At 74.6% G+C, this 14,936-nt stretch carries 11 protein-coding genes; 9 read left to right on the forward strand and 2 right to left on the reverse strand.

Annotated elements, in window-relative coordinates; genetic code table 11:
* The first annotated feature begins 132 nt into the window (after positions 1-132).
* The 8 genes from BJZ21_RS05490 (at position 133) to bar (ending at position 9,605) form a co-directional block, all read left to right on the forward strand.
* Positions 133-816: a lysophospholipid acyltransferase family protein gene (locus tag BJZ21_RS05490; RefSeq protein WP_343051970.1), complete on the forward strand. Its 684-nt coding sequence runs from the start codon at positions 133-135 to the stop codon at positions 814-816.
* Between the two features lie 204 nt (positions 817-1,020).
* On the forward strand, positions 1,021-3,168 hold the full coding sequence (locus BJZ21_RS05495; RefSeq protein ID WP_179662831.1) for a hydantoinase/oxoprolinase family protein: 2,148 nt from the start codon (positions 1,021-1,023) through the stop codon (positions 3,166-3,168).
* Complete coding sequence (locus BJZ21_RS05500; protein ID WP_343051971.1) at positions 3,165-5,138, forward strand: hydantoinase B/oxoprolinase family protein; 1,974 nt, start codon at positions 3,165-3,167, stop codon at positions 5,136-5,138. The genes BJZ21_RS05495 and BJZ21_RS05500 overlap by 4 nt, the downstream gene beginning before the upstream one ends.
* Positions 5,139-5,145: 7 nt before the next feature.
* Positions 5,146-5,904, forward strand: a complete 759-nt coding sequence (locus BJZ21_RS05505; RefSeq protein WP_179662832.1) for an NAD(P)H-binding protein — start codon at positions 5,146-5,148, stop codon at positions 5,902-5,904.
* 59 nt (positions 5,905-5,963) lie between these two features.
* Entirely contained in the window at positions 5,964-6,617 is a 654-nt protein-coding gene (locus tag BJZ21_RS05510; protein WP_179662833.1) for a hypothetical protein, read from the forward strand.
* 90 nt (positions 6,618-6,707) lie between these two features.
* On the forward strand, positions 6,708-7,454 hold the full coding sequence (locus BJZ21_RS05515) for an SDR family oxidoreductase (protein WP_179662834.1): 747 nt from the start codon (positions 6,708-6,710) through the stop codon (positions 7,452-7,454).
* A gap of 97 nt (positions 7,455-7,551) precedes the next feature.
* Entirely contained in the window at positions 7,552-8,508 is a 957-nt protein-coding gene (locus BJZ21_RS05520) for a carbamate kinase (protein ID WP_179662835.1), read from the forward strand.
* 2 nt (positions 8,509-8,510) lie between these two features.
* Positions 8,511-9,605, forward strand: coding sequence for a barbiturase (bar, locus tag BJZ21_RS05525; RefSeq protein ID WP_179662836.1), 1,095 nt, complete (start codon positions 8,511-8,513; stop codon positions 9,603-9,605).
* Positions 9,606-9,658: 53 nt separating this feature from the next.
* Here the strand turns inward: bar and BJZ21_RS05530 are convergent, their stop codons facing one another.
* Both BJZ21_RS05530 and BJZ21_RS05535 read right to left on the reverse strand, forming a co-directional pair.
* A complete protein-coding gene (locus BJZ21_RS05530; RefSeq protein ID WP_179662837.1) occupies positions 9,659-10,324 on the reverse strand; it encodes a TIGR03086 family metal-binding protein in 666 nt (221 codons plus the stop codon).
* Between the two features lie 82 nt (positions 10,325-10,406).
* Complete coding sequence (locus BJZ21_RS05535; protein ID WP_179662838.1) at positions 10,407-11,594, reverse strand: CaiB/BaiF CoA transferase family protein; 1,188 nt, start codon at positions 11,592-11,594, stop codon at positions 10,407-10,409.
* Between the two features lie 106 nt (positions 11,595-11,700).
* Here BJZ21_RS05535 and BJZ21_RS20810 point away from each other — a divergent pair, with 106 nt between their 5' ends.
* Positions 11,701-14,934, forward strand: a complete 3,234-nt coding sequence (locus BJZ21_RS20810; RefSeq protein ID WP_179662839.1) for an ATP-dependent helicase — start codon at positions 11,701-11,703, stop codon at positions 14,932-14,934.
* Positions 14,935-14,936 lie beyond the last annotated feature (2 nt).

Here is a 14,936-nt window from a genome sequence, read left to right on the forward strand (position 1 = left end):
TCATCGGGGCCGGGACCTGCGGACCACCGACCGGGAGCGCCACCTGCACCGGTCACCAGAGGGGCCCTTGCGACTCATACTTGCGAGGGCCCTTCGCCGCGTCCGCGCCCGACGTGCGCGACAATGCCTGTCGTGACGTCCGACTCGGGGTTCTACGAGGTGCTGCACCGGGTGATACCGCCCCTGGTCAAGGCGATCTGGCGACCCACGGTGATCGGGCTGGAGAACGTGCCGCGCACCGGCGGCGTGATCCTCGCCAGCAACCACCTCAGCTTCGCGGACTCCGTGGTGATCCCGGTGGTGGTGCCGCGCAAGGTGGTCTTCCTGGCCAAGTCCGACTACTTCACCGGCCGGGGCGTGAAGGGCACCGCCTCCCGCCTGTGGTTCGAGGGGATCGGCATGCTGCCGGTCGACCGCGACGACAAGAAGGCCGCGCTGGCGAGCCTCGACACCGCCCTGGAGGTGCTCACGCGCGGGGAGGCGTTCGGCATCTACCCCGAGGGCACCCGCTCCCGCGACGGCCGGCTCTACCGTGGCCGCACCGGCGTCGCGCACCTGGCGCTGACCGCGCGCGTCCCGGTCGTCCCGGTCGGCCTGACCGGCACCGAGAAGCTCCAGCCGGTGGGCTCCTCCCGGCCGCGCGTCGTCCCCGTCACCGTGCGCTTCGGGACCCCGATCGAGGTCGCCGGCCGCTACGACGGCGTCCCCCTCGGCCGCGCCCGCCGCCAGGTCACCGACGAGATCATGGCCGCCATAGGACACCTCTCCGGCCAGGAGCCCGCCGGCATCTACAACGAACGACCCACCGAACCCTGATCCGTTGAGTTGGGCCCCCCGCCCCGTTGAGTTGGGCCCCGCGCCGGGTTGAGTTGGGCCCCCCGCCGCGTTGAGTTGGGCCCCCCGCCGCGTTGAGTTGGGCCACCTGCCGTCCTCGGTTGGCAGGGGTTGCCCGCAATCTGGCGTTCCGTCGGCAGATGCTGCCGTGGTCCGGACCGGTCGCGAGCGACTTGAATGTCCGGCATGACGAACAGCTCGCCCGAGGCGCGGCGACGGATCAGGATCGGCATCGACACCGGAGGCACCTTCACCGACGTGGTGGCCTTCGACGAGGAGTCGGGGGAGCTGGTCACGACCAAGACCCCGTCCACGCCGGGCAACCCCGCCGACGGCTTCATGGCCGGCATCGACAAGGTGCTCGGGCTGATGGGCCACTCGCAGGGCGCTGACGTGGCTGGGGGAGCCGAGGCGATCACGGCCGTCAGCCACGGCACCACGGTCGCGACCAACCAGCTGCTCGAGGGCAAGGTCGACCGGCTCGGGTTCATCACCACCGAGGGCTACGAGGCGATGCTCGAGATCGCCCGCCAGTCGGTGCCGGACGGCTACGGCAACTCCTACTTCTGGGTCAAGCCCGAGCGGATCGTGCCCCGCCATCTGGTCAAGGGCGTCGGCGGCCGGCTGGACTTCACCGGCGCCGAGGTGCGGCCGTTCGACGAGGACGGCGCCCGCGCGGTGGCCCGCTGGTTCCGGGCGCAGGGCATCCTCACGCTGGGCGTGTGCTTCCTGCACGCCTACGCCAACCCCGAGCACGAGGAGCGGATGCGGGCGGTGCTCGCCGAGGAGCACCCCGACGCGGTCGTGTCGCTGTCCAGCCAGGTGCTGCGCGAGTACCGCGAGTACGAGCGGGCGATGACCACGCTGGTCGACGCCGCGGTCAAGCCCCGGCTCTCGGCGTACGTCAACAACATCAAGGCGCGACTGGCGGCGTACGCCGGGGCGGGCCCGACCGCCGCGAGGACCGTCCCGTTCTACGTCATGAAGTCCAACGGGGGCGTGCTCTCCGCCGACGAGGTCGTGCACCAGCCGATCACCACCGTGCTCTCCGGCCCGGCCGCCGGCGCCCTGGGCGCCGCGCTGATCGCGAAGGTCGCGGGCTTCGACAAGGTGCTCACCTCCGACGGCGGGGGCACCTCGACCGACGTGTCGGTGGTCATCGACGGCGAGCCGACCCTGACCACCGAGGGCAGCGTCGGCGCGTTCCCGTCGAAGATCCCCATGATCGACGTCGTGACCGTCGGTGCCGGCGGCGGCTCGATCGCCTGGCTCTCGCCCGAGGGCACCCTCAAGGTCGGTCCGCAGTCGGCGGGCGCCGACCCGGGACCGCTCTGCTACGGCAAGGGCGGCACCGACGTCACCATCACCGACGCCCACGTGTTCCTGGGCCGGATCCCGCCGCACCTGCTCGGCGGCGAGATCCCGCTCGACGTCGAGGCGGCCCGGCGCGGCATCGAGGAGCTGGCCGACCACCTCGGCCTGACCCCCGAGGCGTGCGCCGCCGGCATCCTGGAGATCTCGGCCTGGAACCAGGCCAACGCGCTGCGCCAGGTCACCGTCAAGCGCGGCCTCGACGTCCGCGACTTCACCCTCACCACGTTCGGCGGCTCCGGCTCGCTGCTGCTGTGCCGGCTCGTGGACGTGCTCGGCCTCCCGACGGTGCTGGTGCCGCCGAACCCCGGCAACGTCTCGGCCTTCGGCCTGCTGACCGTGGACGTGAAGAACGACTACGTGCAGACCCACGTCGCGCTCGCCGACGCCCTCGAGCCGGACACGGTGGCCGGCGTCCTCGACGCGCTCACCGCGCAGGCCGCCGAGGCGCTGGCCAAGGAGGGCTTCGAGGAGGACCGGCACGTCTTCGCCCGCACCGCCGACCTGCGCTACTTCGGGCAGGCCTTCGAGGTCCGGGTGCCGGTGCCCGACGGGCCGGTCGACGCCGCGGTGCTCGACGAGGTCGGGCGGCGCTTCCACGCCGAGCACCGGGCCCTCTACGGCTACGACTTCTCCGGCGACCCCTCCCAGCAGGTCGAGTGGGTCAACCTCCGGGTCTCGGGCATCGGCCCGATCCAGCGCCCCGAGATCCGCCGGCACGACGGCGGTGCGACCGCCGGCGCCGAGCCGGTGGCGAAGGGCCACCGCCCGGTCTGCTTCGACCCCGAGGACAAGTACGTCGACAGCCCCGTCTACTGGCGGCCCGACCTGCGGCCCGGCACCACCGTGACCGGCCCCGCGATCATCGAGGAGTTCGGCTCCACGGTGCCGCTGCACCCCGGGTTCACCGCCCGCATCGACGAGTACCTCAACATCATCGTGACCCGCGAGGGGGAGAAGTGATCCCGGTCGACATCAGCACCGCGCCGCTGACCGGCGCGCCGCACACCGGCAGCCGTCGCGCGCCCACCCAGTTCCCGTTCGGCAGCCTCACCGCGGACGCCGGGGCGAGCGCCGCCCCCGTGCTGGTCGAGATCGTGAAGGGCTACCTGGCCAGCGTCGAGATGGAGGTCGAGACCGCCATCGCCCGCACCAGCCGCAGCCCGATGATCCGCGACGCCCACGACTTCCGCGCCGGCATCCACGACCGGCTGCTGCGCAAGCTGACCGGCCGCTCGTACTCCGCGCTGGTGCACCCGGTCGCCCGGGACTTCCCGATCGAGCAGATGCGCGAGGGTGACGTCTTCTTCCACAACGACGTCTACCGGTCCGAGGGCGGCATCGGCCACCTGCCGGACCTGTGCGTGACCGTGCCGGTGTTCGCCGGCCCCGAGGGGGAGCGCCAGGTGGTGGCGTTCGTCCAGGCCTTCGGCCACCACGACGACATCGGCGGCGCGGTGCCCGGCTCGATGCCCTCGCACGCGACCAGCGTGTTCGAGGAGGGCCTGATGGTCCCGCCGATCCGGTTGTGGGACGCGGGCGTCCCGAACCGGGCCGCGCTGTCGATCATGACCCGCAACTCGCGGATGCCGGAGAGCCTCGCGGCCGACCTCGACGCGGAGTGCTCGGCCTGCCTGATGGGCGCCCGCCGGCTGGGCGAGCTGTTCGACCGGTACGGCGTGGACACGGTCGAGTCCTGCTTCGACGCGATCATCGACCGCACGACCACGACGTACCGCCGCGAGATCCTCGCCAAGATCCCGGTCGGCAGCTGGGTCTGGGAGGACTACGCCGAGCACGACGGCGTCGACGAGCCACAGCTGCACACCCAGCGGATCACGCTGACGCGGACCGCCGCCGACGACCCCGACGGCGAGCGGCTGGTGCTCGACTTCGACGGGACCAGCCCGCAGGCCAAGGGGCCGATCAACCACTGTGGCGACTACAGCGACGGCGTCTTCCTCAAGAAGTGGCTGGCGCCGATCCTGCGCAACCTCGCCGACACCCCGGAGCGGATGGCCGAGTTCGACGTCAACGAGGGCATCGTGCCGCTGATCGAGATGCGGTTCCCGCCGCCCGGCACGTTGCTGACGCCGGTCTTCCCGGCGCCGACCAACGCCCGGACGTTCGTCATCCTCCGGCTGCTCGGCGTGCTCGCGGGCGTGGTCGCGAAGGCGGTGGACGGGCGGATGCCGGCCGACCAGGAGACGATCCGCTACACCGGCGTGTACGGCGAGGACCACGACGGCCGGCCGTACCTGATGCGCGAGGTGCTCGGCGGCGGCTCCGGCGGCCGCTACTACGCCGACGGCGAGGACACCATCCACGTGGTGCCCGACTCCCGCAACCTGCCCACGGAGTTCACCGAGGCCCGCTTCCCGTTCCGTGTCGAGGCGCTGTCGCTGGCGATGGACTCCGGCGGGGCGGGGAAGTTCCGCGGCGGCCTCGGCTACGAGAAGCAGATCCGGATGCTCAAGGACGCCCACTTCATGTCGATCGCCGACCGGTCGATCCTGGCCTGCTGGGGCGTCAAGGGCGGTCTCGCCGGCCGGCCGTTCCAGGTCACCATCGACCCGGGCGGGCCGCACGAGCGCGAGGTCGACGCGCTGGCCGACTCCGAGCCGGTCCGGGCCGGCGAGGTGATCCGGATCCGCACCACGGGTGGCGGCGGCTGGGGCAATCCGCTCGAGCGCGATCCCGAGCTGGTGGTGCGCGACGTGGTGTGGCGCAAGGTCTCGCCGGAGGCGGCGCTGGCCGACTACGGCGTGGTGCTGACCGGCTCGCCGGAGGACGACTCGCTGTCCTACGACGCCGACGCGACGGCGGCCGCACGGGCCTCCCGGCCGGCCCCCGCCGGGGCGTTCTTCGACCGCGGACCCGGCTACGCCCGGCTCGCGGGCGGGGCGGCCGCGGCCGAGGTCGACCGGGTCTGAGCGGCCCGTGAGCGCCGTGACCCCGGCCCGGGTCGCCGTCCTCGGCGGGACCGGGAAGACCGGTCGCGCGGTGGCGGCGGCCGTGCGTGCCCGCGGCGCCGAGGCGGTCCCGCTGGGCCGGGCCGCGTGGACCGACCTGGCGGGGGCGCTGGCCGGCTGCGGCTCGGCGTACGTCGTGGCCCCGAACATGCACGCCGACGAGGAGGCGTACGCCGGGGCCGTCGTCGAGGCCGCCCGCCGGGCGGGCGTGGGCCGGCTCGTGCTGCACTCGGTGGCCTCGCCCTACGCACCCGCGATGCCGCACCACCTCGGCAAGGCGCGGGCCGAGGACGTCGTGCGGTGCTCGGGCGTCGCGTGGACGATCCTGCAGCCGGGCGCCTACGTCCAGAACTTCGCGCCCGGCGAGGAGATCGTGCTGCCCTACCGGCCCGGCGCCTCCTTCGGGTTCGCCGACCTCGGCGACGTCGCGGCGGTGGCGGCCCGGATGCTGCTCGAGGACGGGCACGAGGGGGCGACCTACGAGCTCGCGTCGTTCCGCGCCACCGTCGCCGAGCTCGCCGCCGCCCTCGGCTCGCCACTGCGACAGGTGGATCCCCGGGACTGGGCCCGCTCCGCCGGCGCCGGGCTGGAGCCCCGGGTGCGGGACTGGCTGCTGCGGATGTTCGGCTACTACGACCGACACGGGCTGCCGGTCGGCACGCTGCCGATGCGCACGCTGCTCGGGCGGCCGCCGCGGTCGCTGCGCGACCTGCTTGAGGGACGCTGACCGCCGGGATTCAATGGAAGCAGGCCGCCTCTCGCGCGGTCGCCACCGAGGTGAAATCCATGCCGGACGCCCTGCACAGCCACATCCTCTTCACCCACGACCACCTGGCCGCCCGCCTCGACCGGGCCAGCGCCATGCCGCACACCCCCGGCCAGCCGCGCAAGGCGGCCGAGCACATCGACAGCCTGCTGGCCGCCACCGCCCAGCACCTCGCGGGCGTGGACGCCGTGCTGCTCCCGCGGGTGCGGCACGCGGCGGCCGACGGCGGCCGGGTGGTGCACGACTACCTGCACACCGCCCGGGACCTCGAGCTCGCCCTGGCCCACGTCAAGGCGCGCGAGTACGGCTCGGTGTACGACGTGGGCCGTTCCTGGAAGGCGGTCTGGAACGACGTCGCCGTCGCGCTGGCCCGCCAGCGCGAGGCCGAGCACGCGCTCGTCGACCGGCTGGCGGTGGGCCTCGACCCGGCCGCGCTCGGCCGGCTGTCCGACCGGCTGCACGCCGCCGAGCTGGCCGCGCCCTCGCGACCCCACCCCTACGCCCCGCACACCGGCCTGCCCGGCATGGTCGCCCGCCGGGTGCTGCACCTCGTCGACTCGTTCTGGGACACCACCGAGAGCCGGATGGTGCCCGAGCCGGTCCGGCCCCCGCACGGCCCGCGCGGCCGGATGACGCAGTACCTGCTGGCCGACCCGCGGTTCGACGAGGAGTGAGCGGGCCGCCCAGGAGTCCCCGACAGCTCGGCCCCAGCGGCCCCAGGGGTCGTCGCGGCGGGCGCCACCCGGGCTGGTTGACTGCCCGGCATGAAGCGACCGCTGACCCTGGTGACCGGCGGCACCCGCGGCATCGGGGCCGCGACGGCGCTGCGGCTGGCCGCCGACGGGCACGACCTGGTGCTCGGCCACGTCCGTGACGGCCCGGCCGCCGAGGAGTGCCGGCTGGCGGTGGAGGACGCCGGCGCGCGCTGCCTGGTGGTGCGCGCGGACCTCACCGACCCGGCCGGCGTGGACCATCTCTTCACCCGCGCCGCCGCCCACGGCCGGCTCACCGGCGTGGTCAACAACGCCGGCGCTACGCTGCACCTCGGTACGCTGGCCGAGACACCGGTCGACGTCGTACGCCGGGTCGTCGACCTCAACCTGACCGCCGCGCTGCTGGTCGCCCGGGCCGCGGTGCGCGCGCTCTCGACGTCGTACGGCGGGTCCGGCGGGGTGCTCGTCAACGTCAGCTCGGGGGCGGCGACCCTGGGCTCGCCGGGGGAGTACGTCCACTACGCCGCCGCGAAGGCCGGCGTCGACGCGCTGACCGTCGGGCTGGCCCAGGAGGTCGCCGACCAGGGCATCCGGGTGGTCGGCGTGGCGCCGGGGCTGGTGCGCACCCGGATCCACCAGGACGCCGGCGACGCCGGCCGGCTCGAGCGGGTGGGCGCGAAGGTCCCGCTCGGCCGGGCGGGCGAGCCCGCGGAGGTCGCCGGCGCGATCGCCTGGCTGATGAGCGAGGAGGCGTCGTACGTCACCGGGACCACGCTGCGGGTCGCCGGCGGCCGCTGAGCCGGTCACCCGGTTGGCAAGTCTTGCCAGCGGAACCGGCGCCGGTTGGTCGCGCGGCACGGTGCTGAGGGGTGTCCCGGGTCACTAGGTTCGACGCATGAAGGTGCTCCTCGCGCTCGGCGGCAACGCCATGACCAACGCTGACGGGCGGGCGCGGCCGGAGGATCAGATCTCGGCCGCCCACGTGGCGATGGAGGCGGTCGCGGACCTGCTCCAGCACGACGTCGACGTCGTGATCACCCACGGCAACGGGCCCCAGGTCGGCAATCTGCTGGTGAAGAACGAGCTCGCCGCCTCGGTCGTGCCGCCGGTCCCGTTGGACTGGTGCGGCGCCCAGACCCAGGCGACGCTCGGGTTCGTCCTGATGAACGCCCTGGACGCGGCGCTGGCGGGCCGTGGCGTGGCGCGGCGCACCGCCGCGGTCGTCACCCGTGCCCGGGTCGACGCCGACGACCCCGGCTTCCTCCGCCCGACCAAGCCGATCGGCCGGTTCCTGCCGGCCGAGGAGGCCCGGGTGCTCGTCGAGCACGGCGAGACCTGGGAGGACCGCGGTGTGAAGGGCTGGCGCCGGGTGGTCGCCTCCCCGGAGCCGCTCGAGGTCGTCGACGCCCCCGCCGTACGGGCGCTCGTGGAGGCCGGGTTCGTCGTCGTCGCCAACGGCGGCGGCGGGATCCCCGTGGTCCGCGACGCCGACGGCACCCTGCACGGGGTGGAGGCGGTCATCGACAAGGACCTCGGCGCGGCGCTGCTGGCCCGCGACCTCGGTGCCGACGTGCTGGTGATCGCCACCGACGTGCCCAACGCCGTCCTGCGCTACGGCACGCCCGAGGCGCGCCCGCTCGGTGAGGTCACCGCCTCCGAGCTGCGGGGGTACGCCGCCGAGGGCCACTTCGCCAGCGGCTCCATGGGCCCCAAGGTGGACGCCGCGTGCCGCTTCGTGGAGCAGGGCGGCAGCCGGGCGGTCATCACGAGCCTCGACCACATCGTGGAAGCCATCACCGCCGACGGCGGAACCGTCGTCGTACCCGACCCACTCGACCAGGGAGAGAACTGACAGTGCCCAACGCCATCGAAGTACGCAAGGTCCCGATCCACTCGGTCGCCGACGCCTCCGAGCTCGCGAAGCTCATCGACGACAAGGTGTTCGAGGCCTCGCGCGTGATCGCCATCATCGGCAAGACCGAGGGCAACGGCGGTGTCAACGACTACACCCGGATCATCGCCGACCGCGCCTTCCGCGAGGTCCTGGTCGAGAAGGGCGCCCCGGCCGAGCAGGTCAAGCAGGTCCCGATCGTCTGGTCCGGGGGCACCGACGGCGTGATCAGCCCCCACGCGACGATCTTCGCCACCGTGGACGCCGAGCCCACCGACGAGCCGCGGCTGACCGTCGGCTTCGCGATGAGCGAGCAGCTGCTGCCCGAGGACATCGGCCGCACCGCGATGATCGAGAAGGTCGCCGACGCGGTGAAGGTGGCGATGGAGCGCGCCGGCATCACCGACCCGAAGGACGTGCACTACGTCCAGACCAAGACCCCGCTGCTGACCATCCACACCATCCGCGACGCCAAGAGCCGCGGCAAGACCGTGTGGACCGAGCACACGCACGAGTCGATGGACCTCTCCAACGGCTGCACCGCGCTCGGCGTCGCCGTCGCGCTCGGCGAGATCGACATGCCCTCCGACGAGGACGTCATGCACGACCGCTCGCTCTACTCCTCGGTCGCCTCCTGCTCCTCCGGCGTCGAGCTCGACCAGGCCCAGGTGGTCGTCGTCGGCAACGCGCCGGGCGTCGGCGGCCGCTACCGCATCGGCCACTCGGTGATGAAGGACGCGCTCGACCAGGACGGCATCTGGGCGGCGATCAAGGACGCCGGCCTCGACCTGCCCGAGCGCCCCCACACCTCCGACCTCGACGGCCGGCTGGTCAACGTCTTCCTCAAGTGCGAGGTCTCGCAGGACGGCGAGGTCCGCGGCCGCCGCAACGCGATGCTGGACGACTCCGACGTGCACTGGCACCGGCAGATCAAGTCCTGCGTCGGCGGCGTCACCGCCGCGGTGACCGGCGACCCGGCGGTCTTCGTGTCGGTCTCGGCGGCCCACCAGGGTCCCGACGGCGGCGGCCCGGTCGCCGCGATCGTCGACCTCGGCTAGGCGCGGGGGGCCGCCGGCTCGACGTCGCCGGGCGTACGTCGTGGCGCCGGGCGTCAGGCGGTCCCGTCCGCCCAGGCGTCGTCGAGCTGGCGGCCGGCGTACGCCGCGAGCCGGTGGTAGAGCGGGGCGTCGTCCTCGACCTCGACCTCGTGGGCGAACGCGTCGCCCCTGTTCTCGGGGGTGAGCCCGGCGGCCATGAACGCCAGCGCCCGCTCGGCGACCTCCTGGTCCAGCCGGGTGGACTGGCCGGTGGCCTGGGCGAGGTCCCAGGTGTGCACCGCGAACTCCGCGGTCTGCCAGTCCACCATCCGGACCTCGGCGCGGTCGCCCTGCTGGTGCCAGGCGTGGATCAGGTCGTCGGCCTCGTTGCGGAAGACCTGCGCCCACTCGGTGCCGATCGGCGGTGGCTCGGCCGACCAGTCCGGCTCCTCGCCGCGCACGGCGGTCAGGAAGCGGGTGGGCGCGGCCACGAGGTGGGCGATCAGCCGGGCGACGTCCCAGTCCCGGCAGGGGGTCGGACGCCGCAGCTGGTCGGAGTGCACCCGCGCGAGCACGTCCCCGGCCTGGTCGAGCGCCCGGGAGAGCACGACGACGGCGTGGCTCGGGGCGGATCCCGGCGCGGCTCCCGTGCCGGCCGACTGCGCCGCCTTCGCCGCCTGGGTCCCGCCGGCGGTCCCGGCCGCACTCTCGCTCCGTGCGTCGCGCCTGGTGTCGGTCATGCCGTCACGGTAGGCAGCCGGCACCGCCCCGAGGAGGGACCAAGGGCCCGGAACCGCTCCGGACGTCACCCGCGGCGGGCGGTCAGTCCTCGGCGTCCAGCCACTCCCGGATCGAGGAGTCGTGCTGGCCCAGCGTCGGGGGAGCGGCGTGGGTCGACCGGCCGCCGGAGAACGGGTTGTCGTCGAACCGGACCGGCGAGCCGGGCAGCTGCAGGTGCCCCTGGGTGGCGTGCTCGACGTCCAGCAGCAACCCCTGCGAGCGCGTCTGCTCCCACGCGTAGACGTCGTCGAGCGTGCGCACCTTCCCCGACGGGACGCCCGCCTCGGCGAGCAGCGCCAGCCAGTGCTCGGCGGGGTCGGTGGCGAAGTGCGACTCCAGCAGCGCGATCAGCTCGTCGCGGTCGGCGACCCGGTCGGAGTTGGTGGCGAACCGCGGGTCGGCCGGGTCGAGGTCGAGCGCGGCGCACAGCGCCCGCCACAGGTTCTCCGAGCCGCAGGCGATCTGGATGGGGGCCGAGCCGGTCTCGAAGAGGCCGTAGGGGGCGATCGAGGGGTGGTGGTCGCCGGCCAGCCCCGGCACCTCCCCGGCGACCGTCCAGCGGGTGCCCTGGAAGGCGTGCACGCCGACCATGCCGGCCAGCAGCGAGGTGCGGACGACGCGACCCCGGCCGGTCCGCGTCCGCTCGTGCAGCGCGGCGAGCACGCCGAACGCGCCGTTCATGCCGGCCAGCAGGTCCGCGATCGGGACGCCCACCTTGGTGGGCGCCTCGGTGCCGGTCAGCGACATCAGGCCGCCCTCGCCCTGGGCGATCTGGTCGTAGCCGGCCCGCTTCGCCTCGGGGCCGTCGTGCCCGAAGCCGGTGATCGAGAGGACCACCAGGCCGGGGTTGAGCTCGTGCAGCCGGCTGACCGGGAACCCCAGCCGGTCCAGCACGCCGGTGCGGAAGTTCTCCATCAGCACGTCGGCGCGGCGCACGAGGCGGGCGAGGAGCTCACGGTCCTCCTCGGTCTTCAGGTCCAGGACCAGCGACTCCTTGTTGCGGTTCGCGGAGAGGAAGTACGTCGACTCCCGCTCGTCGTCCTCGCCGAGGAACGGCGGCCCCCAGCCGCGCGTGTCGTCGCCGGCGGGGGACTCGACCTTGATCACCCGGGCGCCCATGTCGCCGAGCATCATCGCGGCGTGCGGGCCGGCCAGGGCGCGGGTCAGGTCGAGGACGAGCAGGTCGCAGAGCGGTCCCTGGTCAGGGGACGCGGTCGTGGGCTCGGTCATGGCGGACACTCAACCACCTCCCGCGGACGGCGGCGTATGGCAGGTCTCCACAGGCTCGCGGCCCTGATCCCGGCGACTGTCGGAGCCGAGTGCGAGAGTGGCCGTCATGAGCTCCCCGGCCGCCGCGACGACGTACCAGCTGGTGCGCCCGCCCACCGTGACGGACGTCCCCACGCTCGACGAGCACCAACAGCGGGTGGTCGACCACCCGGGCGGGCCGCTGCTGGTGCTGGCCGGCCCCGGCACCGGCAAGACCACCACGATGGTCGAGGCGATCGTGCGGAGGGTCGAGGAGGGCGCGCGCCCCGACCAGGTGCTCGCGCTCACGTTCTCCCGCAAGGCCGCCGAGCAGCTGCGCGACCGGGTGACCGCGCGGCTGGGCCGCACGATGAGCACGACGCTGAGCTCGACCTTCCACTCCTTCGCCTACGGCCTGGTGCGGCTCTACGCCCCCTCGGAGCTGTACGCCGCGCCGCTGCGGCTGCTCAGCGCGCCCGAGCAGGACGTGGTGCTCACCGAGCTGCTCACCGACCACCCCGAGTCGGTGCGCTGGCCGGACGCGTTGCGGGCCGCGGTCGGCACCCGCGGCTTCGCCCGCGAGGTGCACGCGGTGCTGGCCCGCGCCCGCGAGCGCGGCCTCGACCCCGACGACCTCGTCGAGCTCGGCCGCCGGGAGCGGGTGCCCGAGTTCGAGGCCGCCGGCCACTTCCTGCGGCAGTACCTCGACGTGCTCGGCAACCAGAGCGCCATCGACTACCCCGACCTGATCGCGCGGGCGGTGGTCGAGGCCGAGGCCCACCGCCACGAGCTGCGGGCGCGGTTCCGCCACGTCTTCGTCGACGAGTACCAGGACACCGATCCCAGCCAGGTCGCGCTGCTGCGCGCGCTCGCCGGCGACGGCCGCGACCTGACGGTGGTCGGCGACCCCGACCAGTCGATCTACGGCTTCCGCGGGGCCGACGTGCGCGGCATCCTCGACTTCCCCCACGAGTTCCGCGCCGCCACCGGCGAGCCCGCGCCCGTGGTCGCGCTCGGCACCACCCGCCGCTTCGGGTCCCGGCTGCTGCGCGCCTCGCGCACGGTCGCCGCGGGGATCGCGGTGCGGGGCGCGATCCCCGCCGAGCAGTACGCCGCGTTCCGCTCGCCCGAGCCGGCCCCCAACTCCTACGGCGCGGGCTCGGTGGAGGTGCTGACCTTCGATACGGCCCGGGCCGAGACCGAGAACGTCGCCGACCTGCTGCGCCGCGCCCACCTGGAGGACGGCGTGCCCTGGTCGGAGATGGCGGTGCTGGTGCGGTCCGGCCGGTCCAGCATCCCCGGGCTGCGCCGGTCGCTGGCCGCGGCGGGGGTGCCGGTCGAGGTCGCGAGCGACGAGACGCCGCTGGTGCGCGAGCCGGCCGTGGTCCCGCTCCTGGCGACGCTCGCCCTCGTGGTCGACGCCGGCGTCGAGGACCCCGCCGCCGACGACTTCGTCGGGGCCGACCGGGTGGAGGCCGCGCTCACCTCGCCGCTGGGGGGCCTGGACGCCACCGACGTGCGGGCGCTGACCCGGGCGCTGCGGCGCCGCGAGCCGGAGACGCCCGCCCGCGAGCTGCTGCGCGGTGCCCTGCTCGAGCCCGGCGCCCTGGCCGGGATCGAGGGCGAGCCCGCCCGGCGGGCGCTCCGGCTGGCCGACCTCATCGCCCGCGCCCGGCAGGAGCTCGACGACGGCGCGACGATCGAACAGGTCCTGTGGGTGCTCTGGGACGGCTCCGATTGGGGCCGCCGGCTGCGGATCGGGACCCAGGCCGGCGGGACCGGTGCCCGCCTGGCCCACCGCGACCTCGACGCGATCTGCGCGCTCTTCGAGACCGCGGCCCGGGCCGAGGAGCAGCAGGGCCACGCCAGCATCGCCAGCTTCCTCGGCACGCTTCGGGCCCAGGAGATCCCCGCGGACACCCTCGCCGACCGGGGGGTGCGGGGGGAGGCGGTCCGGCTGCTCACCGCGCACCGCTCCAAGGGCCTGGAGTGGCGGCTGGTCGTGGTCGCCCACGTCCAGGAGGGGGCCTGGCCCGACCTGCGCCGCCGCGACTCGCTGCTGGGCGCCGACCGGATCGGGCGCGACGGGCTGCTACCCCCGCTGACCCGGGGCGCGGTGCTCGCCGAGGAGCGCCGGCTGTTCTACGTCGCCGTCACGCGCGCCCGGCAGCGGCTGGTGGTCACCGCGGTCCGCTCGCCGGACGACGAGGGCGAGCAGCCGTCCCGGTTCGTCGACGAGCTCGGCCACGCGCCCGTGCACCGGATCGGCCGGCCCCGCCGCCCGCTGTCGATGCCCGGCCTGGTCGCCGAGCTGCGGCGGACCCTCGCCGACCCCGACCAGCCGGAGCCGCTGCGCGCCGCGGCCGCCTCCCGGCTGCGGATGCTCGCCGAGACCGACGTGCACGGCCGCCCGGTGGCGCCCGGCGCCGACCCCGCCACCTGGTGGGGGCTGCGGGCGCCGAGCCGCTCGGACCGCCCGGTCCGGCCGTCGGAGGAGCCGCTCACGATCTCGGCGAGCGCGCTGGAGGGCCTGCTCACCTGCCCGGCCCAGTGGTTCCTGCAGCGCGAGGCGGGGGGCGCGGTCGTCAGCTCGGCCAGCCAGGGGTTCGGCAAGATCGTGCACGCGGTCGCCGAGCGGATCGCCTCCGGCGACGTCGGGGCCGACCCCGGGTCCGCCGGTGCCGGCGACGAGGCCGGGGTGCTGGCCCTGGTCGACTCGATGATCGACGAGGTGTGGGAGCGGATGGAGTTCCGCACCCCGTGGTCGCGCTCGCGGGAGCGCGTGGCGGTGGCCGACGCGATCCGCCGGTTCCTCGCCTGGAGCCGGCGGCCGGGGGCGCGCACGCTGTTGGCCACCGAGCCGAAGGTGCGGGCCGAGGTGCGCCTCCCCGACGGGCGGGTGGTGCGCCTGCACGGGTACGCCGACCGGCTCGAGCTCGACGAGGCCGGCCGGGTCGTGGTGGTCGACCTCAAGACCGGCAAGTACCCACCCACCGGGCCCGAGGTGGAGCGGCACGCGCAGCTCGGGCTCTACCAGCTCGCCGTCGAGCACGGCGCGGCCGACGAGGTCCTCGGCCGCCCCGCCGAGCCCGGGGGCGCCGAGCTGGTCCAGCTGCGCGTGGGCGGCGAGCTGCCCAAGGTGCAGCTGCAGTCGCCCCAGCCGGCCGCCGAGGGCCGGCCCCGACCGATCGAGGAGCAGCTGATGCAGGCGGTGAGCGCGCTGCGCGCGGAGGAGTTCGTGGCCCGGCCGGGCGGCCACTGCGACCGGTGCGCCTTCCAGGCGCTCTGCCCGTCCAAGGCCGCGGGGACGGTGCTGTCGTGAGC

The sequence above is a fragment of the Nocardioides panaciterrulae genome, assembly GCF_013409645.1.
GTDB classification, from domain to species: Bacteria; Actinomycetota; Actinomycetes; order Propionibacteriales; family Nocardioidaceae; genus Nocardioides; species Nocardioides panaciterrulae.